Here is a 26,148-nt window from a genome sequence, read left to right as displayed (position 1 = left end):
CCCTTTAAAGGTTGTTAAACGCTGTAGTACATATCGAACTCTACCGGGTGGGTAGTCTTCTTCAATGTCTCTACTTCGTTGTATTTAAGGCCAATATAAGCGTCGATCATGTCATCGTCCATAACACCGCCTTGCTTCAGGAAGTCACGGTCTTTATCTAATGCTTCCAGCGCCATTTCTAACGAATGACAAACGGTTGGAATGTCTTTCGCTTCTTCTGGCGGCAAGTTGTATAAATCCTTGTCCATTGCATCACCCGGGTGAATCTTGTTACGAATACCGTCAAGACCAGCCATAAGCAGTGCAGTGAAACACAGGTAAGGGTTCGCACTTGGGTCAGGGAAACGCACTTCAATACGACGCGCTTTAGCACTCGACACCAGCGGAATGCGAATGGATGCAGAACGGTTACGCGCTGAGTAAGCCAGCATCACCGGTGCTTCAAAGCCTGGCACCAAACGCTTATAAGAGTTCGTTGATGCGTTAGCGAAGGCATTAATCGCACGAGCGTGTTTCACAATACCGCCAATGTAATAAAGCGCCGTTTCGCTTAAGCCAGCATATTGGTCGCCTGCGAACAGGTTTTCGCCGCCTTTATTCAGTGACATATGTACGTGCATACCTGAGCCGTTATCGCCCACTAAAGGCTTAGGCATAAAGGTGGCTGTCATGCCATAAGAATGAGCAACATTGTGCACAACATATTTGTAAATCTGCAGCTCGTCGGCTTTGGTTGTCAAGGTGTTGAAACGGGTCGCTACCTCGTTCTGACCAGCTGTCGCCACCTCATGGTGGTGCGCCTCAACCACTAAGCCCATGTCTTCCATAACCAAACTCATGGTGCCACGAATGTCGTGAGCTGAGTCGACCGGTGGTACCGGGAAGTAACCGCCTTTTACGCCCGGACGGTGAGCCATGTTGCCTTCCGAGTACTCACGACCTGAGTTCCACTCTGCTTCATCCGCATCAATTTTATAGAACGAGCCGCTCATATCAGTACGGAAACGAACATCGTTGAAAAGGAAAAACTCTGGCTCCGGACCAAAGTAAGCTTCATCGGCAATGCCAGAACTGCGCAGGAACTCTTCCGCACGTTTGGCGATAGAGCGTGGGTCACGGCTGTAACCTTGCAGTGTTTCAGGCTCTAAAATGTCGCAACGAATGTTTAACGTCATTTCATCAGTGAACGGATCCAGTACGGCTGAATCATTGTCAGGCATTAACACCATGTCCGATTCGTTAATACCTTTCCAGCCTGCAATTGACGAGCCGTCAAACATTTTACCTTCTTCGAAGAAGTCTTCATCGATTTGCGACACCGGAATAGTGACGTGTTGTTCTTTACCCTTAGTATCGGTAAAGCGTAGGTCGACGAATTTTACGTCGTTTTCTTTAATGGTATCGAAAATCTTATCAGCTGACATGTTGTCCTCCAGTAGACAGCGTCTTTAAAAAGTAACAGCCACAGTATAGCAAAGCCTGTGCCAATTTACTTTTTATTAAAAATCAATCAGTTACTTCAGTGTCATTTTTGTGCAAACTTACTTGCGCACCATTACCGCTCATTACGCACCATTAGGGTGCATTCGATCACCGGCAGTCACAAATTCGGAACAGAATGAGTGGCGGTTTATTCGACAAAAATAACGAACAAAAAACAATCAGGTCTTTTTTAATATCGTCTAAGCAGGTAGAATACGCCGCTATTTTTCATAAACCCCCGTCGGAAGGGTTGGGTTTACACTCACTACCGACAAACACAGGCTTTCTTAATGACAACTCAGGCATTTGATATCAATAAGCTTCGCAACATTGCGATTATTGCGCACGTAGACCATGGTAAGACGACACTCGTAGATAAGTTGCTCCAGCAATCCGGTACACTCGAAAGTCGTGGTGAGCTTGAAGAGCGCATCATGGACTCTAACGATCTGGAAAAAGAACGCGGCATTACTATTTTGGCCAAAAACACAGCCGTTAACTGGCAGGACTACCGCATCAACATTCTGGATACTCCAGGGCACGCTGACTTTGGCGGTGAAGTTGAACGCGTTCTTTCTATGGCAGACTCTGTATTACTGGTGGTCGACGCTGTTGACGGTCCTATGCCACAAACGCGTTTCGTCACACAGAAAGCATTCGAGCACGGTTTAAACCCAATTCTTGTTATCAACAAAATCGACCGCCCGGGCGCTCGTCCTGACTGGGTCATGGATCAGGTCTTCGACTTATTCGATAACTTAGGTGCCACCGACGAACAGTTAGACTTCCCAGTGGTTTACGCGTCGGCATTGAACGGTTGGGCGACTCGCGAAGAGGACACGGTTGGCGAGAACATGACACCGTTGTTCGAAACTATCGTCAATGAAGTTAGCCACCCAGACGCCGACCCAGACGCTGACTTACAGATGCAAATTTCACAGCTGGATTACTCAAGCTACCTTGGTGTTATCGGTATTGGTCGTGTGACTCGCGGTAGCGTGAAAGTCAACCAACAGGTAACCATTGTGGGTGCTGACGGCAAAGAGCGTAGCGGTAAAATTGGTAAAGTCTTTAATTATCTGGGCCTTGACCGCATTGACGCCGAATCAGCGCATGCAGGCGACATTTGTGCGATAACCGGTTTGGGCGAACTGAAGATTTCAGATACCGTTTGTGCGGTTGGCGCAGCTGAGGCAATGAAGCCGCTAAGCGTTGACGAGCCAACAGTGACCATGACGTTCCAGGTCAACACCTCTCCGTTTGCGGGTAAAGAAGGTAAGTTCGTTACTTCACGTCAAATTCTTGAGCGTTTACAGCAAGAGCTGGTTCACAACGTAGCGCTTCGCGTTGAAGAAACGGACAACCCGGATAAATTCCGCGTATCAGGCCGTGGTGAATTACACTTAGGTGTATTAATCGAAAACATGCGCCGCGAAGGTTTCGAGCTCGCTGTGTCTCGCCCGGAAGTTATCATCAAAGAAGAAGACGGTAAGAAAATGGAACCGTATGAGTCTTTGACTGTTGATATCGAAGAGCAGCACCAGGGTTCGGTCATGGAAAAACTGGGCTTACGTAAGGCCGAGATGACCAATATGACACCTGACGGTAAAGGTCGTGTCCGTGTTGACTTCGAAGTACCAAGCCGTGGCTTAATTGGCTTCCAGACCGAGTTCATGACACTGACATCGGGTACTGGATTGATGTACCACACTTTTGACCACTACGGTCCGCACAAAGGCGGCACTATTGGTCAGCGCGTGAACGGTGTACTCATTTCGAACGCGCAGGGTAAAGCACTGACTTACGCACTATTTAACCTGCAAGAGCGCGGTAAATTATTCGCAGCACACGGCGACGAAGTCTATGAGGGCCAGGTTATTGGTATTCATAACCGCTCTAACGACTTAACCGTTAACTGTCTTAAAGGTAAACAGCTGACGAACGTTCGTGCTTCAGGTACTGACGACGCTCAAACGCTGAGTCCACCAATTAAGTACACTCTTGAGCAAGCGCTTGAGTTCATCAACGATGACGAGCTGGTTGAGGTTACGCCTGAATCGATCCGTATTCGTAAGCGTGCGCTGACCGAGAATGAGCGTAAGCGACTGGGTCGCGAATCAAAAGGCTAACTTGTGCTTTTAGCCACTATGAATAAAGCCCCGCTTAACGGCGGGGCTTTTTGTATGTGTCTGGAAATTGCCGCAACGATGTTTAGCTGGCAGCGACAAGCTCCGGTTGCGGCAGAACAAAATAGAAAATAGAGAAGAAATGAAAAATACTGCCCGTTAACACGAATAAATGCCAAATAGCATGATGGTACGGCAGTGACTTCCACACATAAAAAATGACCCCAAACGTATAAGCCAGCCCGCCTGCTACCAGTAGCATTAAGCCACCGAAATCGACATTATCTATCATGGGTTTTATTGCAATAAGCGCCATCCAGCCCAGACCTAAATATAAGCTCAGTGACAGCCATTTAATACGTTTGGTCATGGCCAGCTCAAGCACCACTCCGACAATGGCAATACCCCAGACAATCCCCAGTAACGTCCAGCCCCAGACACCGCGCAAATTAATCAGTGCAAATGGGGTGTAAGTACCGGCAATCAGAATATAAATAGCCGCATGATCAAGCTGCTGAAACACCGCTTTTATATTCGGCCAGGGAAAAGCATGGTAGAGCGTTGACGCCGTGTAGAGCAAAATAAGGCTCGCCCCGTAAACGCTTGCCGCAACGACGTGCCAGGCGTCGCCATAGGCGACAGACCAGAGTATCATGACGACTAAAGCCGCAATGCTTAACGCCGCCCCAATACCGTGGGTCAGCGCATGCGCGACTTCTTCCATCGCCGTGTAGGCTTTATGCTGGCTCATCGCTCGTACCCTGGTGTCTCGTAACCGTCCGCAATATTTTTTACCGCTCGAATAAATTTATCGACTTGTGATTCGTTCTCATAATTCAAGTGGTAAGAACTATGAAATTGAAGCGTCAGCGTGACTCCGTAACCTTCTAAAAAAACGGTATAGCCGTCATGATCGGTATAAGCTTCTATGCCGTCTAAATAATGGCGTCCCTGACGCGCTTCGCCGTGGGTCTGAATTTTTTCATAAGCATCAAGCATTAATTTTGTGTCTAGCTCGTTTTTCATGCCGCACCTCTTCTTGTTAAATGTATACCTTTATTATTGGGGTCTAAAACCATTTCGACAACCGATTTGGAACAAATGTTTGAATTTAGTTGCCTAAGTTTTTACATACACATGTGCATGATTAATTAGAATCCGTTATAATAATGAACGAATGTTAAGTAATTGGAGTTCACAATGGTTAGACGCACTAAAGAAGACGCCATGGAAACTCGCTCTAAATTACTGGACGCCGCTGAGGCGTTGTTCAGTGAAAAGGGCGTGACCCATACGTCAATGATGCACGTGGCAGAAAAAGCCGGTGTGACTCGCGGTGCGATATACCACCATTTTGAAAATAAAATGGATCTCATTGAGTCGTTGATGGGGCGCGTTAAGTTGCCTATTGACGAAATGCGCGAGCAAATTTCAGAGACCAGTGAGTTTGGAATTCTCGAAGAAATTAAAGCTCGCTCAAAGGAGTTTTTGGCAAGAGTTCAGAACGAGCCTCAAGTTCAATCGCTTGCAAGCATACTGCTTCATAAATGCGAGTATATCGACGAAGTGAATCCAATAAAACTTCGACATGTCAGCGGCCGGAATGAGTGTATTGATGATGTTGAAAACCTCTTCCAGAAAGCAATCGATGCTGGCGAAATTGCCCCAACTATTGAGGCAAGAATGGCTGTTATTGGTTTATTTTCCTTGGTTGACGGGCTCATTTACAACTGGTTACTGGCGCCCGACTTCTTCCCTCTGGTTGAGTACGGTAATACCGCTATAGACACTTATGTCAAAGGATTGCCGCGTTAAACACCACTAAGGCTCGTTGCTGTCGCCGCGTCGCCGGCGCCAGCCACTGTACTTTCGGTGCACGCCTTTGGTCAGTGACTGAAAGGTATCTTCTAGTAAGTCAACGCCAAGCAATACACCCACAATAACTAAAGAAAGTACGATACCGACACCATACATACCAAGCCCAACAGCAATACCGATAGCCGCTAATGCCCAAATCGTAGCGGCTGATGTGACACCGACAACAACACCATCACGCGCCAGCATCACTCCCGCGCCAAGAAAGCCAACACCAGTGATAATCTGGCCGATGATGCGTGATGGATCGCCCGTTTCTGACAATACCGACGAGCCACCCGCCAAAAATAGATACGTACCGATAGTAATAAGAGCTGACGTTCTAATGCCGACGGGCTTTCCGCGAACCTGCCGTTCTATACCAACAATGGCACCACACAAAAGCGCTGTGCCTATGCCTTCCCAGGAATAAGGTCCTAACTCCTGAACCAATTGCCAATCTATCACTAACCGTTGTCTCCCTGACGCAGGAAATTAATTAAAAACTCTTCGTCCATTGACGCAATAGCGCTGTCACTGGCATTGGGGCAACTCGCACACATTGGCGCCGTCCATGCCTTTACATTGGCCAGTATATCGCGCAGATGACTGACCGCGCGTAAACCGCCTAAACCGCCCGGTGACGCGGCCGCCAGCAAGACGGTTTTTCCACTCCATGCCTGCATATCAAGGCGTGAAACCCAGTCAATCGCATTTTTAATCAAAGGAGATACCGACGAATTATATTCCGGACTGACTAGCACCACTTTGTCGGCAGCATCAATGGCTTTCGCCAACGCCTGCATTGACTCAGGCACACCTTCAGCTTCTTCCAGATCCCCATGATAAATCGGCGCATCCAAAGCGTCAGCATCCAGCAGTTTGTGTTGTATACCATGCTTTTCTGCCACCTCCACCAGTCGGTGTTTTAGTTTCGTATTCAGCGACTCTTTGCGGCGGCTGCCCCCGATAAATAATACCGTCATACTGTCTCCTAACTGATTACTGCTTCATTGACTCAATAAAGCGATTTGACTCTTCAATAGATGCTTCCATCTCTGCAATTAACGACGAAATGTCATTTTGCAGATTGTTAAATTCACCTCGAATGGCATCTATCGCTTTGGCGTTTAAATTGTGCTTCAGATAAAGCACGTTATCCTGCATTTTATCCAGCACTGGCTGCATTTTGTCGGCAGCCCGTTCCATAACTCGCAGGAGCTCCCCATAACGACGTTCTGTTTCACGGAGCTGGCGTTCACTTTGGCGACGCATGTTGTCATTGCTGTACTCACCAAGCTCTTCGCTCCATTCGTCGAATAAATCCTGGGCGACATCATCAACCGCATCGATGCGATCTCTCACATCCTCGGCTGCCGCTTTGCTGTCTTCGTAATCGTCATTAAGCGCGTTGTAGGTTTCTTCCAGTTCGCCGCCTTCAATGTTCAACATTTCGTCAAGGCGTTCGAAAGCCGAACGAAATTCTTCCTGAGCATCAGCTTGCGAATCGCGGGCATCGTCAACGCGCTCCACGAGAATGTCACGCTTCTCAACACCAAACTTTTCCATGGTGCCATAATACGCACTTTGGCAGGCAGAAAGAGCGAGGACTGCTGCTACCGGAACTATCCACTGTTTCATTTATCTTGTCCTCTTGCCGCTTTAATTAACCGTTCATCGCGCTTGCGTTGACGATAGTCATGTACCGCAATAATGGCGTGAATAATCGCAATTAAATAGACAATGCCCAAGGCGCCAATTGACACAATGAACAACACCACACCCACTACCGCTATAATTAAATTGAAAATGGCCTGGAATATTTTCCCCGTGAACAAAATAGCCAACGGCGGAAATAAAATGGCTAATATATAAAGCATAAAAACTCCTTACACTGAAAGGCCTTGCTATCAATTAACCGATATTCTCAGTGTAAAAGCAAATAACTATTACCGTTTCTTACCGAAAAGTAACGAAACCAGATCAACCCCTCAGGCGATTAATAAGGCAACTCTGTTCCATCCCAATGCCATAATTTACCGGTATTCTCTGGCTGAATCTCTTTGATAACCTTAATAATTCTTTTAGCAGACAATTCCGGTGTATACAATTTTTCATCAGGTATCCTGCTTTGGAACGGTTTTGAGAGGACTGTATCTGTGGTGCCAGGGTGAATGGCTGCAACGACTAAGCGCTTATGGGTTCGTTTGAGCTCTATAGATGCTGTTTTCAGCAACATATTTAACGCGGCTTTACTCGCTCTGTAGGCGTACCAACCGCCCAAATAGTTGTCTTCAATGCTGCCGACTTTCGCCGACAGCTGCACCCAGAACTTCGTGTGCTTTCTGTCTAAAACTGAACTGAATGACTTTAATGCCAAAATTGGCTGAATGGCATTAACATCGAAAAGCTTGCGTAAATTGTCTTCCTTTAAGTCGCCCAATTTCTTTTCCGGAAACGTATCGTCGTCGTGCAGCATACCTATCGTTGAAATAAGCCCGGCCAACTTGAGCCCCTGGCTTTGGAAGTCATCAACAAGGGTATTCAAAGCGTCTTCGCTGTAATCCCTTACTTGTATCCGTTGTATACGTTCACCCGGCGTTTCCAATGCCTGTCTCGATACAGTAACGATGGTTTCTTCAGGGTATTCGGCGGTGAGAGCATTTGTCAGGGCTTTTCCAAGCCCGCCGCCAGCACCCAATATCACCATTGCCATTTAACGTGTCCTCAATCATGATAGTCTTTAATGACTACGCAAAAGAAAGGTAAGCGGCTCAATCGCATGAAACAAACAGACTGGAAACATTACGCGGGTGAGACTTGGCGATTTTTAACCTATTTCGGGCGCCGGTTTAACAGCGACAGCATCAACGTGACGGCAGGGCATTTAACCTATGTTAGCCTACTCTCACTAGTGCCGCTGCTGGTTGTCATGTTTACCATTTTTTCAGCGTTTCCGGTTTTTGAAGAGCTAAAAGGTAATTTGGAACAAGCGTTGTTCGCGAATTTATTGCCAACCTCTGGCGAACAGCTGCAGGAATACATCAATGAATTTGTCGCCAATGCGTCAAAAATGACGGCGGTGGGTGTCGGCTTTTTGTTTATTGTTGCCATTACCCTCATGTCGGCCATTGATAAGGCATTAAATAATATCTGGCGCGACGTCAACAAGCGCCACTGGCTGGTCTCTTTCGCAGTGTACTGGATGCTATTAACTCTGGGGCCGTTACTGATTGGTTCAGGACTTGCCGCAACGTCTTATCTCATTTCACTCAGCCAGTTCGCTGATGAGTATATTTCCGGCGCCCGCAGTTTTACCTTATGGATGGTGCCGGTCGCTACGTCGTTTATATTTTTCACGTTAATGTATCAATTGGTCCCAAACCGCCAGGTAAAACTTCGGTACGCTGCCTTTGGCGCCGTTATTGCGGCCATTTTATTTGAGCTAAGCAAGCAACTTTTTTCGTTATACATCACTTCATTTCCGACCTATCAAGCCATTTACGGGGCGTTGGCCACCGTACCCATTCTGATTATTTGGGTTTACCTGTCGTGGATGATTGTCCTCACAGGTGCTGTGTTAACGGTCAGCCTCGAGGAATACCAGCAATTACCGGAAGAGCCGACTTCTGATTGACCTGCGGCTGTTTTTAAAAGACCATAACAGGTTCGTTTAAACAAACTCGGGTTAACATGATAGGACTGATTCAGCGGGTATCTCGTGCACAAGTCACCGTCGACAACCAAAGCGTTGGCTCTATAGACAAGGGGCTGCTTGTTTTGTTGGGTGTCGAACACGCAGATGACGAAGCAGCGGCTGAGAAACTTGCTCAACGCATTGCCAATTATCGCGTTTTCACCGACAGCGAAGGCAAGATGAATAACAGCGTTATCGACGAGTCAGGCTCTGTATTGGTGGTGTCGCAGTTCACATTAGCAGCAGACACCCGAAAAGGCCGCCGTCCCAGCTTTTCATCGGCCGCAACACCAGAGCAGGCGAAAGCGCTCTATTTACACTTCTGCGACGCTATGAAAAAGCTCGGTTTGCCGGTCGAAACCGGTCAGTTTGCTGCCGACATGCAAGTGGAACTGGTCAATAACGGTCCTGTTACGTTTGAATTAAGGGTGTAAAGTTATGTACCGCGTGATCACACCACAGAATGAAACCGAGCTGGAGCGCTACTTTTACCTACGCTGGCGAGTACTGCGCGAGCCCTTTCAACGCCCCTTAGGCTCTGAACAGGACGAGTACGATCAAGTCGGTCATCACCGCATGGTGGTTAACGAAGCCGACGAGGCTGTCGCGGTAGGACGGCTACACTTTAACAGTCCTGAGGAAGCACAAATTCGCTTCATGGCCGTTGCGCCAGAGTATCGGGGCGAAGGCCACGGCGTTGCCATTATTTACGCACTGGAAATAGCGGCGCGTCAGGAAGGCGCCACCCATGTTGTGATTAATTCGCGCGATAATACCATTGGGTTTTATCGAAAGTGTGGGTACGACATTGTCGAGGAAGCGGATACCGTTAACAACCCCATGGCTGAGCACCAGTTGCGCAAGTCATTTAACGACTACAACCGTATTATTTACCGCCCCGACTGGTGCGCAGAGCTGCAAAAGACCTGGCAAGATGACATTCCTATTTCTGACGCGATGGGCATCAAAATTCATCAATACACGGGCCGCGTTTTCGAAACCCGCGCCCAATTGTCACGTAACGTGAATGTGCATGGCACCATGTTCGCCGGCAGTATCTATTCACTGGGCACGCTAACCTGCTGGGGGCTATTGCACTTACAACTGCTCGAACGGGAATTGGAAGGCGCCGTTGTACTGGGCGATGGCAATATTCACTATCATAAACCGGTCACGCAAGAGCCGCGGGCAGTGGCTCGATTAAGCGATGTCACGGGAGATTTTTCAGCGCTTAAAGAGGGAAAAAATGCGCGTTTAATGATGAAAGCACAAATTCTGGATGAAGAGCGACCGGTGGCAGAATTCACCGGTCGCTTTGTTGTGCTGGCTAAACGCGATTAGCGCTTAAAACCAAAGCTTAAGACAAAATATGCGGTAGTTTCACCACTGCCGCCAGCTCACCATTTTTAATTAAGTCACTGGCCGCCTTAATGTCCGGGGCAAAATAGCGATCCTGGTCATAATAGGCGACTTGCTCACGCAAGCAGTTAAAGGCCGTTTCAACCGCTGCAGACGCTTTTAACGGACGACGGAAGTCCAGACCTTGCGCCGCTTCTAACCACTCAATGGCAATAATGTCGCTGACATTGTTTGCTATATCCGTCAGGCGACGTGCCGCGAAGGTGGCCATCGACACATGATCTTCCTGATTAGCAGACGTTGGCATGCTGTCGACAGAGGCCGGGTGCGCCAAGGTTTTATTCTCAGAGGCCAGTGCCGCTGCAGTCACCTGCGCCAGCATAAAGCCCGAGTTGACGCCGCCGTCATTCACCAGGAATGCAGGAAGCTTGCTTAAGTTGCTGTCTATCAGCAAAGCACTACGGCGCTCTGACAAAGCACCAATTTCGCTCGCGGCAATCGCCAGAACATCGGCCGCCATAGCAACGGGTTCAGCGTGGAAGTTACCACCTGAAATAATGTCCTGCTCTTCACTGAACACCAGCGGGTTATCAGTTACCCCATTAGCTTCACGCTCCAAAATGGCTGACGCATGCTCCATTTGATCAAGCACGGCACCCATAACCTGAGGCTGACAGCGCAGTGAATAAGGGTCCTGCACTTTTTCACAATCTTCGTGATCTTTGGCAATTTCAGACGTTTTGGTCAGTACATGACGGAACATTTCCGCCGCTTTCATTTGCCCAGGCTGACCACGTACCGCATGCACACGCTCATCAAACGGTGAGCGGGAACCCATGGCGGCTTCTACAGATGTTGCGCCTACCAAAATGGCAGCGTGATAATTGCGCTCAATGCGGAACAGTCCGGCTAACGCTAACGCAGTGGACGCCTGAGTACCATTTAACAAAGCCAGACCCTCTTTCGGCGCCAACTCAAACGGCTCCAAACCGGCGTGTTTAATCCCTTCTTTAGCGTCGTACACTTCACCTTTATAGCGAACCGTACCTTCACCCAGAAGTGGTAACACCATGTGCGCCAATGGGGCCAAGTCGCCCGACGCGCCTACCGAGCCTTTTTCTGGAACACATGGGTACACTTCAGCGTTCAACAGCTTAATGAGCGCATCAATAACAACCGGCCGCACACCGGAAAAGCCGCGCGACAGTGAATTGACTTTTAACAGCAGCATTAAGCGCACAACCGCGTCTTCCATTAAATCGCCGGTACCCGCAGCGTGCGACAAGACAATGCGGCGCTGAAGATCAGTCAGGCGCTCCGGCGGAATGCGCGTATTCGCCAGCAGCCCAAAGCCCGTATTAATACCGTAAACCACACGTCCCTGCTCAAGCACATCGGCAACGGTTTTTGCGGAAGTCGCAATGTTGTCGTTCGCTTCATCAGACAACGTCAACGTTTGATGCTCGTAAAACCAGCGGCGCAAATCGCTCAGTGTCAACTTTCCTGGTTGTAATTCAAAATGACTCATGCAACCTCCTTACTTCGTATCCAGCATAGGTAAATCAAGACCTTCCTCGCGGGCACAGTTCTTAGCAATGTCGTAGCCAGCATCCGCATGACGCATAACACCGGTTCCCGGGTCATTCCAGAGCACTCGGCTTAAACGTTTGTCAGCCGCTTCGGTACCATCAGCCACAATCACCACACCGGCGTGCTGAGAATATCCCATGCCAACACCGCCTCCGTGGTGCAGACTCACCCAGGTTGCACCGCCTGCGGTGTTTAACAGGGCATTCAACAACGGCCAGTCAGAAACGGCGTCTGAACCGTCCTGCATGGCTTCTGTTTCACGGTTAGGACTGGCTACCGAGCCTGAGTCTAAGTGATCCCGACCAATCACGATTGGTGCTTTTAACTCACCGCTTTTAACCATGTCGTTAAACGCACGAGCAATGCGGGCACGATCTTTCAGGCCAATCCAGCAAATACGTGACGGCAAGCCCTGGAAGCTAATACGTTCTTTAGCCATATCCAGCCAGTTGTGCAGGTGCTCGTTGTCCGGAATCAGTTCTTTCACTTTTTGGTCAGTTTTGTAAATGTCTTCCGGGTCGCCCGAAAGCGCCACCCAACGGAATGGACCTATGCCTTCGCAGAACAGTGGACGAATGTAAGCCGGTACGAAACCCGGGAAGTCAAAGGCGTTATCAACGCCAACGTCTTTCGCCATTTGGCGGATGTTGTTGCCGTAATCCAGTACCGCCGCACCGTCTTTTTGGAAGTGCAGCATGGCGCGCACCTGCACCGCCATCGACTCTTTCGCAGCGGCTACGGTGCCGCTTGGGTCGCTTTCCTGCTTCGCTTTATAGTCATCCAGTGTCCAGCCTTGTGGTAAGTAACCATGCAAAGGGTCATGTGCGGACGTTTGGTCCGTTACCACATCCGGCGTTACACCACGTTTTTGAAGCTCTGCGTAAACATCAGCGGCGTTACCTAACAAACCAACAGAAATGGCTTCGCCTTTATCTTTAGCGTCGTTAATCAGCTGCAACGCTTCATCGAGGCTGGTCGCCTTGTGGTCGACATAACGGGTACGCAGACGGAAATCGATGCGGGTCTCGTCACATTCAACTGCCAGCATACAAAAACCAGCCATCGTCGCCGCTAATGGTTGAGCGCCGCCCATACCACCCAGACCGCCTGTCAGTACCCACTTACCTTTAGCATCACCGTTGAAATGCTGACGTGACACCGCACCAAAGGTTTCGTAAGTGCCCTGAACAATGCCTTGTGAGCCAATATAAATCCACGAACCGGCGGTCATCTGGCCGTACATCATCAGACCCTTTTTATCCAGTTCGTTAAAGTGATCCCAATTGGCCCACTCCGGCACAAGGTTGGAGTTTGCAATCAGTACGCGCGGAGCATCTTCGTGTGTCGGGAAGACGCCCACTGGTTTACCGGACTGAATCAATAGCGACTCATTAGGTTTCAGGCGCTCTAACGTCTCTATAATTTTGTCATAGCATTCCCAGCTGCGTGCCGCGCGGCCAATACCACCATAAACAACTAACGCTTGCGGGTGCTCCGCAACTTCGTCGTCCAGGTTATTCATCAACATGCGCTTGGCCGCCTCTACCTGCCAGTTACAGGTGGTGAGCTCGGTTCCATGAGGTGCGCTGATTTTGCGATTTTTATCCAAACGGGTGAATGACATACGTTACTCCTTAAACGTTAAGTGGCCGCCTAACTTAAAACGAGAGCCGGGATGCGTCAGCGTGGCAAAAGTCACCACGCCGCCCGAGCTCCAGGTGCGGCGAAAAATGCGTAAACAAGGCTCATGACGGTCAATGCTCAAGTATTGGCAGACCGAGTGAACCGGCAAAATGGCTTCAATTTGATGGCTAGCTTCAGTCAGTGGACTCACCACACAGAGGTATTCATGCGGCGTCACTTTGCTGTAGTCCTGTTTGAGGTAATCAGAGACCAGTGTTGGGTTCACAAAACGCTCTTCCAGTTGCACCGGCTGGTCATTCTCATAGTGCGTTATCAACGAATGATAAACAGGGGCACCTTCTTCAAGCTCTAATGCTTCGGCAATTTGTGCTGAGGCGGGTTGCTCTTTCAGTAAATGTACTTTGGCACGGTAGTCATGCCCGCGCGAGCGCACTTCGTCAGCAATATTGCGAATAGCCATAAACGATGTTTGTGACTTAATCGGTGCCACATAAGTACCCGAGCCTTGAGTGCGTATGACTAATCCTTCATCAGCCAATTCCTGCAAGGCTCTGCGAGCGGTCATTCGGCTTACCGAAAACTGCTTACACAACGCGTTTTCCGAGCTAACCGGATGATTCTCAGGCCACTCACCAGACTCAATTTTGTGGTAAATATGTTCTTTGATTTTGGTAAATTTGTTCACTGCATCCCTCACCGCTAAACAGGCAGTTGTGAGGAGAAAGTTTAGTTGAGAACAATTGTATATACAAGCTTGTTTTGCTATTCTTTTTAGCATCGTAATCAGTAAGGATAATTATGCAGCGCATCGAAAATATTACTGCCGCGACCATGTCCGATGACACCGGCTATGGGCTTATAAAAGACGCCGTAGTGATTATTAACGACGGTAAAATTGAGTTTGTGGGTCCGGCGTATGACGCACCGGCAACACCCACAGCGGACGTTGTCGATGGTAACGGTGGGTTACTGACCCCCGGGCTTATCGACTGCCACACTCATCTGGTTTGGGCTGGTTCCCGTGCTAATGAGTTTGCTCAGCGCCTGCATGGCATGAGTTATCAGGAAATTGCAGAGCAGGGTGGCGGTATCAAAAGCACCGTAAAGGCCACCCGCGAAGCCGACGAAGAAGAGTTACTGGCACTGGCTTTAGAGCGAGCAGAAGCCCTCATGTCGCAAGGCGTCACGACGCTGGAAGTGAAGTCCGGGTACGGTCTTGACCTGGAAAATGAGCGAAAGCAATTAAAAGTCGCACGTCAGTTGGCCGAAAGACTACCGGTGCACGTGAAAACAACGTTGCTGGCCGCTCATGCTGTCCCCCCTGAATATCAAGACAACGCCGACGGCTATGTTGACGATATCGTCAACAATATTCTGCCAACACTCACTCAGGAAGGGCTTGTCGATGCGGTCGATGCCTTTTGTGAAAGCATCGGCTTTAGTATTGAACAAACGCGTCGCGTCTTTGAGCAGGCAAAAGCGCTTGAGTTGCCGGTGAAACTTCATGCCGAGCAGATAACTAACCAGCAAGGTGCAAAACTGGCGGCTGAATATAAAGCCTTGTCGGCTGATCACTTAGAGCAACTTGACGAAGACAGCGTTAAAGCGATGGCGGAGAACGGTACGGTGGCTGTATTGTTACCCGGCGCATTTTACTTCCTGCGGGATACGCAAAAGCCACCCATTGATCTATTAAGAAAGTATAAAGTGCCTATGGCGGTAGCAACAGATGCCAACCCGGGCTCGTCGCCCATTCATAATTTGCCACTGATGTTACAAATGGCGGCAACCTTCTTCCATTTAACGCCTGAAGAATGCCTGCGCGGTGTGACGGTTAATGCGGCTAAAGCGCTGGGAGAAACGCAACGAGGTGTTATTGCGGAAGGTAACTACGCCGATTTAGCCTTGTGGAAATGCCAGGATGCAGCCGAGCTAACTTACCAAACCGGCGTTAACCCGCTGCAAATCTTGTGGTTTAACGGCGTCGCTCACGACCGTGTAAGTAAGCCGTGGTCAGCTCGCTAAGCAGCTGGCCACATATTTTCAGGCCTTCTTCAAAGCCGGCGCTGCATAACGACGGTGCCGCTTCTGCCAGATGCAAATAACGAGCTTCATTCACTTCAGCTAAGCGCTTCACGTACTGAAACCCTTGCGCCAGGCTAAGCCCTGCATAATTCACGGCGCTTGCCGGCACGGCATTTAACGCGTCGACATCCACTTCAATACCTAACGGCCGCTGCCAGGAGTCTGCCTTAGCGACGACTTCGTCCATCACTTCATAAAAGGGACGCTCATACAATCGGTGCAGGGTGTGATAGCGCATGCCAGCGTCCTGTAATTGTCGCAAACTGTCCGCCGAGTTTTTGCCCTGGTGAAGACCGACAACATGATAATACTCCAGCGCGCCTTCCATGTAGGCATAGCTGAAACCATTGCCAGAATGTCGACCCTCTCGCGGTCGGAAGTCGGCATGAGGATCTAAATTGACGGAACCACAGGCTTCTTTTGATGTATCAGACAAACTTGTCAGCAGGGGATACGCATTGTTGTGACCGCCACCAATGACGATAACCTCAAAGCCTTGCTCAAACAAAGGCTTAATCACAGCCTGCACACGAGCATCGACTTGAGCGCACAGCTCTCTTAATTCCGCTAAGTCGTGTGGTTTTTTCGCGTTTAAACCTGCTGCTTTATCCATTAAGTCAGCACAATTTACAGCGCCAACTAACAGCAGTTCGTGAGTCGACAAAAGACCCGTTTTTTGCAGGTTCAAAAAGCTTTTTAAGAACGCCTGCCAACCATCTTCAGCGCCGCCGCGCCCTAAATTCCCGCGTACTCCGATACTTTCCGGAATACCCACTAAGGCAACGCGCTGACCATCATTCCAGGCTTCCTGAAGGCTCTCTTCATAGGTGCCTTCTTCTGAAAGCACCCGTATTGCCTGACCTATTTTCGTTTCATGCTCTCTGACATTCACCCACTTTGCCGGGTCCGTCAGTTCCAGAAATGAAATATCGCTCATTACTCAATATCAAGTGGTTCAGGTGACAAGATAACGCCGGTGGTATCGACGTATAAATGATCATCAGGCAGGAAGGTAACACCGCCGAAATTCACCGGCACATTCAACTCGCCAATACCGTCGCTCATTGCAGCAACCGGAATTGAAGCGACACCTAAAATGCCAATATCCAGCTCTTCTAACGCATCAACATCACGCACGGAGCCATAGCACACGATACCTTCCCAGTCGTTGTCCATTGCCTGCTCAGCAATAGCGGCATCAATTAACGCTCGGCGTGAAGAGCCTCCGCCATCAACCAAAAGCACCTTTCCGCCGCCATCTTCCGCGACCGTTTCTTCAATAATGCCTTTGTCTTCATGACATTTAACAATCACTAAGCGTCCGCCGAAAGAGGCGCGTCCACCGTAGGATTCAAACATGGGCTCGACCACATCCACCATGTCAGGATAAAGGTCACAAAGTTCCGAAGTATTGTATTCCATGAGCGTATCCTAAAGTCACTGTTGGCTTGGGCTAGGAGTATACCTGCTATCCTCATATTACTAAAGGATTCAATAGCAGCGCACGAACCTCTTGAATTATAGAATAAAAACCCGTTTAATCTAGGTAACTATAAGAATAATAAAAGCAGAATCAATCTTAATGCCTCAGCTCGATCTGATCACCAGTCTGGCCATAGAATCCTTTACTCATGCGATACAAGCATTGTTTTTGCTGGGCTTCGCGGCGCTGCTGCTGTACTACTACAGCTTTTACCGTCGAGATTACCTGCGTTTATGGTCATTTGCGGGCTTCGCATTTGGTCCCAGTGAGCTTATTCGGGCGCTTTTATCCAGCAGCGCTATGGTCAATCCGGAGTCAGCTCTCAGCTGGTCCAGCGGCTTACAGGGTATAGCGCTGACGTTACAGTACCTCGCTATTACGTTTATCGGACTAGGCGCTTGCTCGGCCGTCTTTAATAGCAAACCGAAGCAATATTGGCTTTATGTTGCCTACGCCGCCTCGTTGTTCGGCGGTATTATTTCGTATTTCTGGCTAGAGCCTTCTATCAGCTACACCTCCAGCACTGCTAATGCCGGCTTTATGCGGTTCCTGGTCACCGGTCTTGCTTTATTCGCTATCGGCGTATTCATGTGGCGCCGTCTGGGCTCAGGTGTTGGGCCTAAATTAGTTTCCGCAGGCTTTTTAAGTATCGGTATTAAAAACTTCTTCGTGCTTTACGGAATGTACACTATTACCGGGAACGCTCTGGATTGGTTACTCAGCTTTCAGGCTTTACTGACCGTTATTATTATCGCTGCCGTCATGATCGGCCTCATTATCTGGTTGCTCGAATCGGAACGCAACACCGCCGTTCGTGCCATTCAACGGGCTGAATATTTACACACGCACGACGCCCTGACCGGCGTGTCTAACCGCGACCAGCTAGTCAGTAAAATTCCATTATTCATTGAGTATTGCCGCAGTAACAACCGTCATTTAACGGTTATGCTGGTCGGTATTAGCCGCTTTAAAGTCGTGAATGAAAACATCGGTATTCGTGGCGGTGATCAAGTGTTGAAAGAAGTCGCCAGACGTCTGCAGAACTTTTATAAACAACCATTAACCGTCGCTCGCATCAGCGGTGATGTTTTCGCCGTCGCTTTTGACCATTTGAAAAGCCGCAACCGCATTAAAGACTTAGCGGTTGAAATCCAAAACCGCATTGCAGAGCCTATTGAAATCAATGATGAAACCGTCAATATTGTCGCTGGTGTTGGTATCTCCCGCTACCCACAACATGGAACCCGATCAGAACTACTGATCAATAAAGCCACTATCGCACTGACGCAGTCAAAAGAGTCGCATCAACCCAAAGCTACCTTTTACGAGCGTGGTATGGACGAAATGTATTCACATTTAGTGGATATGGAGCCGGTGCTGCGTAAAGCGATGAGCGACAACGAGTTTCAACTATACCTTCAGCCCCAGTTCGACTTTGATCATCAACAACTGTGCGGATTTGAAGCGCTCATTCGTTGGCAGCACCCTGAACGCGGCCTGCTCAGCCCTGTCGAGTTTCTGCCGTACATTGAACAGCTTGGACTTTCAGCAGAGCTGGATGATTGGGTGTTAAATGAAGCCGCCAATATATTGATGCACTGGAAACGTCTATTCGGTATGTGTTGGCCCATTGCCGTTAACTTATCAGCACCGCAATTCCAGCATTTCCAGCTCATAGAGAAAATGGAGCGCCTGCAAAAAGAATACGGTATTGAACCCGAGTGGCTGGAACTCGAAATTACTGAAAATGTTGCTATGTCTGACTTACACAATGGTATGAGTGTGGTTCAGCGACTGCGTGAAATGGGCTATGGTATTGCTATCGATGACTTTGGGACAGGGCATTCTTCATTGGCCTACTTGCGCTCATTGCCTATCAATAAAATTAAAATTGACCGCAGCTTTGTCAGTGAACTTCAGCAAAGCAATAACGATGTAACCATTTTAAAAGCCATGATTCGTTTGGCTCACGGTTTGGGCAAGCGAGTCATTGCTGAAGGCATTGAAACGGAAGAGCAGCAGGACATTTTGCAAAAGCTTGGCTGTGACATGATGCAGGGCTATTTCTACTCGCCGCCGATGCGCCAACAATTTGCCGAGCAATTTATTGAGCGCCAAATTCAAAGCAATAAAAAACCGCTACGGCCCGAGGCAGTAGCGGCTTATTAATTCACTTAAATGGCGTTACAGGATGAAGCGACTCAAGTCTTCATCTTGTGACAGCTGCCCAACGTGTTCATCCACGTAGGCCGCATCGACCGTCAGCTTCTCGCCACTATGGTCGGTTGCATTGAATGAAATTTCTTCCATTAAACGCTCCAGCACCGTGTGTAAACGACGTGCACCGATGTTTTCGGTCGTTTCGTTCACGTGGAAAGCCACTTCCGCAATGCGTTGAATACCGTCTTCGGTAAAGTTCACCTCAACACCCTCGGTGTTTAATAACGCATGATACTGCGTTGTTAGCGAGGCGCTTGGCTCAGTCAGAATGCGAACAAAGTCACCGCTGGTTAATGCTTCAAGCTCTACCCGAATAGGCAAGCGACCCTGTAACTCAGGGATTAAATCCGACGGCTTGCTCATCTGGAACGCACCAGAGGCAATAAACAGAATATGGTCGGTTTTAATCATGCCGTGCTTGGTGTTTACCGTCGTACCTTCAACCAACGGCAACAGGTCACGCTGTACGCCTTCACGGGAAACATCCGGACCACTGGTGTCGCCACGCTTACAAATTTTGTCAATCTCGTCTAAGAAGACAATGCCGTTCTGCTCAACCGACTCAATAGCGGCTTCTTTCACGTCATCGGGGTTCAAAAGCTTGGCCGCTTCTTCTTCAACCAGCTGTTTGTAAGCGTCTTTTATGCGCATTTTGCGCGCTTTGGTCTTCTCGCTACCCATGTTCTGGAACATGTTTTGTAGCTGCGACGTCATTTCTTCCATACCCGGTGGCGCCATAATTTCAACACCCATTTGCGGCATGGCTAAATCAATTTCAATTTCTTTGTCGTCCAACTGGCCTTCGCGTAGCTTCTTGCGGAACACCTGGCGCGTACCGCGCTGCTCTTCGCTTTCAGTCTTTTCTTCCTGCTGCGCCCAACCCGATTGATTCGCGGTTTTAGCCGGCGGCAACAGCACATCCAGAATACGTTCTTCTGCCGCTTCTTCCGCACGGTAGCGCACACGCTGCATCATTTCTTCGCGCGTTTGCTTCACCGCTACGTCGGTCAGGTCTTTAATAATGGACTCAATCTCTTTACCGACATAACCCACTTCCGTGAATTTGGTCGCTTCCACTTTAATAAAAGGCGCCTTTGCCAACTTCGCTAAGCGACGGGCAATTTCAGTTTTACCCACGCCCGTTGGGCCAATCATCAAAATGTTTTTAGGCGTCACTTCCTGACGCAGGTCATCATCGAGCTGCATGCGGCGCCAGCGATTTCTTAACGCCACTGCTACCGCTTTTTTTGCATTGTCCTGACCAATAATATGGCGGTTCAATTCATCAACGATTTCTCTTGGGGTCATCTCAGACATCTTAACTTTTCCCCTTAGCTGTCTTGTCTTCGACAATCGACTCTTGCTCTTCGATGGTTTGATTGCCGTTGGTATAAACACAAATGTCACCCGCAATGGTCAGTGACTTCTCCACTATGTCGCGAGCGTTTAATTCAGTATTTTCTAATAAAGCGCGGGCGGCAGACTGGGCAAACGGACCACCCGAGCCAATTGCAATAAGGTCATTCTCTGGCTGCACGACATCGCCGTTCCCGGTAATGATCAATGAGGACTCTTTGTCGGCAACGGCCAATAACGCTTCCAGACGTCTCAGCGCTCTGTCGGTGCGCCAGTCTTTCGCCAACTCGACAGCCGCACGCATCAGGTTGCCCTGGTGCTGTTCCAGCTTCGCTTCAAAACGTTCAAATAAGGTAAAAGCATCCGCCGTGCCGCCGGCAAAACCAGCCAAAACCTGGTCGTTGTAGAGACGACGAACTTTGCGTGCATTGCCTTTCATTACAGTGTTGCCAAGTGAAACCTGGCCATCACCACCAATGACAACTTTGTCACCGCGGCGTACCGATACGATAGTAGTCAAATCTGGACCCTCTTTTGTCTTTGCGTCAATTTATGACAACGATGACCAGTATCTGAGGGTCCTTTGAGGATTTTTCAATGGTGGGCTGGGACTAATCGATGTTCCAGTTCCATATGGCGCAGCCAAATACCTGATTACGCTGCAACTTATGGCGATCACGTTCCGCATCACGTTTGGTTTCATAAGGACCCAGAATAACGCGATACCACAAGCCGTTACTGCCTTCGGTGGCGCGAACTTGTGACTCTAACCCCGCCATCGCAATTTGGGCACGCAAACGTTCAGCGTCTGACTGCTGACGGAATGAGCCACACTGCATAAGCTTAGGCGGTCCCACTTCGCGTTCAGGCACGTCCACTTCGACTTCTTTGCTTTCCAGCTCTTCAATATAGCGCCAGCGCTCAGCTGACTTCTCCGGAAGCAAGTCCGCCGGTGGTGCCTGTACTTCTGGCTGGTTGGTCTGCTCCTCAGACTTGCCGCTAATCGACACCAGAAAATAGACAAAGCCAGCAATAATTGCGATCGCAATAATCACGATAGCCCACGGCACTGGCTGTCTGTCGTTAACCGGCTTGGCGCCACGTCGCGTTTTCTTGCTACTGCCCTTTTTCTTTGACGGCTTGCGCTTATTTTGCTTCGGCTTACGATTCGCGTAGTCCATACTCAACTACATTTTCTCCAGCGTTGGAATACCCAGTAAATCTAAGCCCTGCTTCAGCACATTGGCCGTTAACCGTGCTAACTTCAAACGACTGTTACGAAGTGCTTCATCTTCCTGATTCAAAATTGGGCAAGCTTCGTAGAAACTTGAGAAACGACCGGCAAGATCAAACAGGTAACCGCATAAAAAGTGCGGCATGGCTTTGTTCTGAACCTGCACCAACACTTCGTTGAAACGCACCAGTTGGTTTGCCAGCGCAAGTTCACGCTCGTCGTCTAAAATGAAGTCGGCACTTTCATCAAAACCAGTCTCACCCAGACGGTAAAAAATACTGTTCACACGGGTAAAGGCGTACAACAAATACGGTGCCGTATTGCCTTCGAATGTCAGCATGTGATCCCAGTCGAAAATGTAGTCGCTGGTGCGGTTTTTCGATAAGTCGGCGTATTTCACTGAGCTAATACCGACTACTTCCGCAACGCGTTTTTGCTCTTCTTCGGTTAAGTCCGTCGTCTTTTGTTGCAGTAATTCCAGTGCCCGGCGCTCGGCTTCGTCCAGCAAGTCGGCCAGCTTAGTCACACCGCCGTCACGGCTTTTGTATGGCTTACCGTCTTTGCCCATAACGGTTCCGAAACCGTAATGGTCCAGTTTAATATCGCCTTCGACAAAACCGGCTTTGCGAGCCAGCGTAAAAATCTGGTCAAAGTGCAACGACTGACGCGCGTCGACAAAGTACATCAGGTGGTCGCCGCCTAATACTTTTTGGCGGTATTCAATGGCCGCTAAGTCCGTAGTGGCATACAAATAACCACCGCCTTTTTTCTGCACGATAATAGGCAGCGGCTCATCTTCTTTGCCTTTAAACTCGTCCAAGAACACACACTGTGCGCCCTGATCCTCGGTCAGCAGTCCTTTTTCTTTCAGGTGTTCAATAACACCCGGCAGCTTATCGTTGTAAGCACTTTCTGCCATGACATCGTCGCGCGTTAACTTAACCCCTAAACGGTCATAAACGTCCTGACAATGGCTGAGAGATACATCAATAAACTGGTTCCAAAGCTTCAGGCAATACTCGTCGCCAGACTGCAGCTTCACCACCAACTGGCGTGCGCGATCGGCAAATTCTTCACTTTCATCGAAACGTTGTTTCGCCGCTTTATAGAAGGTTTCCAAGTTGCTCAGTTCGTACTCTGCTGACTGGTTGTCCAGCGCTTCCATGTACGCCAGCAACATACCAAACTGAGTCCCCCAGTCGCCGACATGGTTTTGACGAATGACTTTATGCCCTAAAAACTCGCTGACCCGAGACACTGCGTCGCCGATAATGGCTGAACGTAAATGACCAACGTGCATCTCTTTCGCCAAATTCGGCGACGAATAATCAATAACAATGGTTTCGCTGTTATCTGCAACATCGACGTTCAGGCGGTCGCTACTGAACATCGCGCTCAGCTGATCTTTCAACTGGTCTTGTGAAATCGTGAAATTAATAAAACCCGGTCCGGCAATATCGGTTTTTGCCAGCAACGTATTTTCTGGAATCGCCTCAATAATGGCTTCGGCTAACTGACGCGGGTTCGACTTAGCAGGCTTCGCCAACATCAGTGCGAGGTTCGTCGCAAAATCACCGTGCGATTTGTCTCGTGGACGGTCCAACTTAATATTTACCGGGAGATCATCAGGCAAAGTGTCCTGTGCTTTAAGTTGACCAATCGCTTCGGCCAGTAACTGTTCCAGTTGTTCTTTCATTAATGCGACTACCTATATGAAAAATCGACGAGGGAATTCAAGACGCTCAAATTCAAAGCGTATAGTTTAATCGCTACGCCCGATAAAAAAAACCGCTTAAGTGTTAATCAGCTAAAGTCTTGTGGGTCAATATCCAGCGACCAGCGGACTTTTTTCAATAATGGCAACGCGTTAATTTGCGGCAGCAAGTGCTCAATAAGCTGAAAGCGTAGTTTTCGCGAAGAACAATGTAACAGCAATTGATACCGGTAACGACCAGCTTTACGTTCCATCAGTGCCGGCATTGGACCCAACAAGAAGGCACCCTCAACATCGGGCATGAGCTGCTGAATGTGTGTCATTGCTTGTATCACCGCGTCGCGATCGGTCGCTTCTGCCCGAAATAATGCCAAATACGAAAAGGGCGGAAGCTCGCTTTGCTGGCGTTCTGCGAGGGCGGTTAACGCAAAGTGCGAATACCCGTTATTAAGCAAGTCCTGAATGAGTTCGTGCTCCGGATGGTGAGTCTGCAACACCACCTTGCCCGCTTTATGTTCTCGTCCGGCGCGTCCGGCGACTTGCGTATACAGTTGCCCCAGTCGCTCTGCGGCCCGAAAGTCGGCACTGTATAGCGCGCCATCAACGTCCAGCAAAGCGACCAGGGTGACATTGGGAAAATGATGCCCTTTTGCCAGCATTTGCGTACCAACCAACAGCGGGTATTCGTTATTGGTGGCTTTTTGCAGGTACTCGTCAAGCTGACCTTTGCGACGTGTGGAGTCCCGGTCAATACGCAAGACTCCGCGCCCCGGGAACAAGTCTTTTAACGTATGTTCCAGTTGCTCGGTTCCAACACCGTGCGAGATAAGCTGCGGCGATCCACACGAACCGCATTGTCGTGGTATTCGCTGCTGGCTACCACAATGGTGACACTGTAACTGCTGGTGTGTCTTATGCACCGTATAATAAGCGTCACAACGATGACACTGCGCCAACCAACCGCATTCATGACACATCAGCGCCGGTGCAAAACCTCGGCGGTTTAAAAACAATAATACCTGGTTGCCACGCTCAATTTCGGTTTGAATTTGCTCCTGCAACGCTTTTGAAATACCGGCTTTTATTGGTTGCTGCTTTAGGTCGATAAGCTCATGCTTAACCATTTTCGCGCCGCCGGCACGTTGCCCCAGCTTAAGCCAGTGGAAGCGCTTACTCACCGCATTATTCAGCGTTTCTAACGAAGCTGTCGCACTGCCCAATACCAGTGGTATGTCTAAAAGCGCCGCACGCTTTGTGGCTAAGTCCCGAGCGTGGTAACGGAAGCCGTCCTGCTGTTTGTAAGACAAGTCATGCTCTTCATCCACAACAATGAGACCCAGCTTCTGGCAGGGGGTAAACACCGCCGAACGGGTCCCAATAACAATAGCAGCATGACCGCGCTTTGCATCCAGCCAGGTATTCAAGCGCTCACGATCGCTCATAGCGGAATGCAGCATCACCACAGGCACATCAAAACGCTCTTTAAAGCGTTGCAGAGTTTGTGGTGTTAGGCCAATTTCCGGCACCAATACCAACACTTGCTCACCACGCTCCAACACCGGCTGCATGGCCTGTAAATACACTTCTGTTTTACCACTGCCTGTTACCCCTTCAAGCAACAGCGTACTGTGCTGACTCTGTTGGTTGATGGTTGAAACCGCTACCGCCTGCTCCGTATTTAACGCATGACCGTCTTCTCGCAATACCGTTTCTTGATTGCGCCAGTCTTTTGGTTTTTTAGGTGCTCGCTCCTGAACCGTTATCCAGCCTTTGTCCTGCAACGTTCTGAGCACCGCTGAGCTTACGCCAATATCGCTTAAATCGCTGCGTCTTAAAGGTTGATGTTTTAATGCTGCCAATACCTGTTGCTGACGTGTCGCGCCTTTTAATTCGTTAATGGACTGCGCCAACCCTAAGTCGGTCAGCGCATAGAAGGTTTCTGTCAGATATTCCGGCGCATCGCCTTTACGTAACAGCACCGGTAGGCTATTTGCCGCCGCGTCACCGAGAGAATGATGATAGTAGTCTGCTGCCCAATTCACGAGCTGCCACACGTCATCGGGAAAAATACGTTGTTGATCAAGCACTGCTTTTACGTACTTCAGCTCAAACTCAGGTGCGGGGTCATTGGCTTCATTCACGACATAACCAACAAGTTGGCGTTGACCAAAGGGCACACGCACGCGCATACCCTGCTGCAAAGGGTCGGGGCTTTTGCACAGATAATCGTACGTTTGTCGAAGAGGTAGCGGCAACGCGATTTTATAGCGCCGTTCACCGCTGGTACTGGCTTGCGTCATACGC

General features: G+C 49.2%; 25 protein-coding genes. 7 read left to right on the top strand and 18 right to left on the bottom strand.

The annotated features are described in order from the left end of the window. Positions 1–14: 14 nt before the first annotated feature. Positions 15–1,424 carry a glutamate--ammonia ligase gene (gene glnA, locus EST55_RS11280; RefSeq protein ID WP_088767255.1) on the bottom strand — a complete coding sequence of 470 codons (1,410 nt, stop codon included), beginning with the start codon at positions 1,422–1,424 and terminating at the stop codon, positions 15–17. 348 nt (positions 1,425–1,772) lie between these two features. On the opposite strand from glnA, the gene typA reads away from it, so the two are divergent. After that, entirely contained in the window at positions 1,773–3,611 is a 1,839-nt protein-coding gene (gene typA / locus EST55_RS11275) for a translational GTPase TypA (RefSeq protein WP_129497540.1), read from the top strand. A gap of 82 nt (positions 3,612–3,693) precedes the next feature. Here typA and EST55_RS11270 read toward each other — a convergent pair whose 3' ends face one another. Together EST55_RS11270 and EST55_RS11265 are read right to left on the bottom strand one after the other, a co-directional pair. Then, complete coding sequence (locus EST55_RS11270) at positions 3,694–4,359, bottom strand: hemolysin III family protein (RefSeq protein ID WP_129497539.1); 666 nt, start codon at positions 4,357–4,359, stop codon at positions 3,694–3,696. After that, complete coding sequence (locus tag EST55_RS11265; protein WP_088767252.1) at positions 4,356–4,634, bottom strand: DUF3081 domain-containing protein; 279 nt, start codon at positions 4,632–4,634, stop codon at positions 4,356–4,358. Before EST55_RS11265 ends, EST55_RS11270 begins: the two co-directional genes overlap by 4 nt. 174 nt (positions 4,635–4,808) lie before the next feature. Between EST55_RS11265 and EST55_RS11260 the strand changes: the two genes are divergently transcribed. After that, positions 4,809–5,423, top strand: a complete 615-nt coding sequence (locus EST55_RS11260) for a TetR family transcriptional regulator (protein WP_129497538.1) — start codon at positions 4,809–4,811, stop codon at positions 5,421–5,423. Between the two features lie 6 nt (positions 5,424–5,429). Here the strand turns inward: EST55_RS11260 and EST55_RS11255 are convergent, their stop codons facing one another. The 5 genes from EST55_RS11255 to EST55_RS11235 all read right to left on the bottom strand — a co-directional run bounded on the left by EST55_RS11255 (position 5,430) and on the right by EST55_RS11235 (position 8,178). Further along, the gene (locus EST55_RS11255) at positions 5,430–5,930 is read right to left on the bottom strand and encodes an MgtC/SapB family protein (RefSeq protein ID WP_088767250.1); all 501 of its coding nucleotides are present in this window, start codon (positions 5,928–5,930) and stop codon (positions 5,430–5,432) included. Beyond that, complete coding sequence (locus EST55_RS11250; RefSeq protein WP_088767249.1) at positions 5,930–6,448, bottom strand: NAD(P)H-dependent oxidoreductase; 519 nt, start codon at positions 6,446–6,448, stop codon at positions 5,930–5,932. The genes EST55_RS11255 and EST55_RS11250 overlap by 1 nt, the downstream gene beginning before the upstream one ends. A 16-nt stretch (positions 6,449–6,464) precedes the next feature. Beyond that, positions 6,465–7,103, bottom strand: a complete 639-nt coding sequence (locus EST55_RS11245) for a DUF2959 domain-containing protein (RefSeq protein WP_129497537.1) — start codon at positions 7,101–7,103, stop codon at positions 6,465–6,467. Continuing rightward, positions 7,100–7,342, bottom strand: a complete 243-nt coding sequence (locus EST55_RS11240; RefSeq protein WP_088767247.1) for a YqaE/Pmp3 family membrane protein — start codon at positions 7,340–7,342, stop codon at positions 7,100–7,102. The genes EST55_RS11245 and EST55_RS11240 overlap by 4 nt, the downstream gene beginning before the upstream one ends. A gap of 119 nt (positions 7,343–7,461) precedes the next feature. Then, positions 7,462–8,178 (bottom strand): SDR family NAD(P)-dependent oxidoreductase, encoded by a 717-nt coding sequence (locus EST55_RS11235; RefSeq protein WP_129497536.1) that lies wholly within the window; start codon positions 8,176–8,178, stop codon positions 7,462–7,464. A gap of 66 nt (positions 8,179–8,244) precedes the next feature. On the opposite strand from EST55_RS11235, the gene EST55_RS11230 reads away from it, so the two are divergent. From EST55_RS11230 to EST55_RS11220, 3 genes are read left to right on the top strand one after another with little or no spacing between them, the layout of a single operon-like run. After that, positions 8,245–9,099, top strand: a complete 855-nt coding sequence (locus EST55_RS11230; RefSeq protein ID WP_088767245.1) for a virulence factor BrkB family protein — start codon at positions 8,245–8,247, stop codon at positions 9,097–9,099. 56 nt (positions 9,100–9,155) lie between these two features. Next, on the top strand, positions 9,156–9,593 hold the full coding sequence (gene dtd, locus EST55_RS11225; RefSeq protein ID WP_129497535.1) for a D-aminoacyl-tRNA deacylase: 438 nt from the start codon (positions 9,156–9,158) through the stop codon (positions 9,591–9,593). Positions 9,594–9,597: 4 nt separating this feature from the next. Further along, positions 9,598–10,500 carry a bifunctional GNAT family N-acetyltransferase/hotdog fold thioesterase gene (locus EST55_RS11220; RefSeq protein ID WP_088767243.1) on the top strand — a complete coding sequence of 301 codons (903 nt, stop codon included), beginning with the start codon at positions 9,598–9,600 and terminating at the stop codon, positions 10,498–10,500. A gap of 16 nt (positions 10,501–10,516) precedes the next feature. Here EST55_RS11220 and hutH read toward each other — a convergent pair whose 3' ends face one another. The 3 genes from hutH to hutC are packed head-to-tail and all read right to left on the bottom strand — an operon-like array spanning position 10,517 to position 14,437. After that, entirely contained in the window at positions 10,517–12,046 is a 1,530-nt protein-coding gene (gene hutH, locus EST55_RS11215) for a histidine ammonia-lyase (protein WP_129497534.1), read from the bottom strand. 9 nt (positions 12,047–12,055) lie between these two features. Then, a complete protein-coding gene (hutU, locus tag EST55_RS11210) occupies positions 12,056–13,732 on the bottom strand; it encodes a urocanate hydratase (RefSeq protein ID WP_129497533.1) in 1,677 nt (558 codons plus the stop codon). 3 nt (positions 13,733–13,735) lie between these two features. Then, on the bottom strand, positions 13,736–14,437 hold the full coding sequence (hutC, locus tag EST55_RS11205) for a histidine utilization repressor (protein ID WP_129497532.1): 702 nt from the start codon (positions 14,435–14,437) through the stop codon (positions 13,736–13,738). A 113-nt stretch (positions 14,438–14,550) separates the two neighbouring features. Here hutC and hutI point away from each other — a divergent pair, with 113 nt between their 5' ends. After that, positions 14,551–15,777: an imidazolonepropionase gene (hutI, locus tag EST55_RS11200; RefSeq protein ID WP_129497531.1), complete on the top strand. Its 1,227-nt coding sequence runs from the start codon at positions 14,551–14,553 to the stop codon at positions 15,775–15,777. Here hutI and EST55_RS11195 read toward each other — a convergent pair. Further along, positions 15,728–16,774: a formimidoylglutamase gene (locus EST55_RS11195; protein WP_129497530.1), complete on the bottom strand. Its 1,047-nt coding sequence runs from the start codon at positions 16,772–16,774 to the stop codon at positions 15,728–15,730. The two genes, hutI and EST55_RS11195, sit on opposite strands and share 50 nt — an antisense overlap. Then, entirely contained in the window at positions 16,774–17,259 is a 486-nt protein-coding gene (gene rraA, locus EST55_RS11190) for a ribonuclease E activity regulator RraA (RefSeq protein WP_100691267.1), read from the bottom strand. The genes EST55_RS11195 and rraA overlap by 1 nt, the downstream gene beginning before the upstream one ends. A 160-nt stretch (positions 17,260–17,419) precedes the next feature. Between rraA and EST55_RS11185 the strand changes: the two genes are divergently transcribed. After that, entirely contained in the window at positions 17,420–19,489 is a 2,070-nt protein-coding gene (locus EST55_RS11185; protein ID WP_129497529.1) for a bifunctional diguanylate cyclase/phosphodiesterase, read from the top strand. Positions 19,490–19,504: 15 nt separating this feature from the next. On the opposite strand, the gene hslU is transcribed toward EST55_RS11185, so the two are convergent. From hslU to priA, 5 genes are all read right to left on the bottom strand, one after another. Continuing rightward, entirely contained in the window at positions 19,505–20,857 is a 1,353-nt protein-coding gene (gene hslU / locus EST55_RS11180) for an ATP-dependent protease ATPase subunit HslU (RefSeq protein WP_088767235.1), read from the bottom strand. A gap of 1 nt (position 20,858) precedes the next feature. Beyond that, positions 20,859–21,416, bottom strand: a complete 558-nt coding sequence (gene hslV, locus EST55_RS11175) for an ATP-dependent protease subunit HslV (protein ID WP_129497528.1) — start codon at positions 21,414–21,416, stop codon at positions 20,859–20,861. A 91-nt stretch (positions 21,417–21,507) separates the two neighbouring features. Beyond that, positions 21,508–22,077, bottom strand: a complete 570-nt coding sequence (locus EST55_RS11170) for an SPOR domain-containing protein (protein ID WP_129497527.1) — start codon at positions 22,075–22,077, stop codon at positions 21,508–21,510. Positions 22,078–22,083: 6 nt separating this feature from the next. Further along, positions 22,084–23,826, bottom strand: a complete 1,743-nt coding sequence (argS, locus tag EST55_RS11165) for an arginine--tRNA ligase (protein WP_129497526.1) — start codon at positions 23,824–23,826, stop codon at positions 22,084–22,086. Positions 23,827–23,933: 107 nt separating this feature from the next. After that, positions 23,934–26,144, bottom strand: a complete 2,211-nt coding sequence (gene priA, locus EST55_RS11160) for a primosomal protein N' (protein WP_129497525.1) — start codon at positions 26,142–26,144, stop codon at positions 23,934–23,936. Between the last annotated feature and the right edge of the window lie 4 nt (positions 26,145–26,148).

Origin of the sequence: Idiomarina sp. 29L (assembly GCF_004123135.1) — a bacterium.
Lineage (GTDB): Bacteria > Pseudomonadota > Gammaproteobacteria > Enterobacterales > Alteromonadaceae > Idiomarina.
This window is presented reverse-complemented; position numbering and strand designations above follow the sequence as displayed.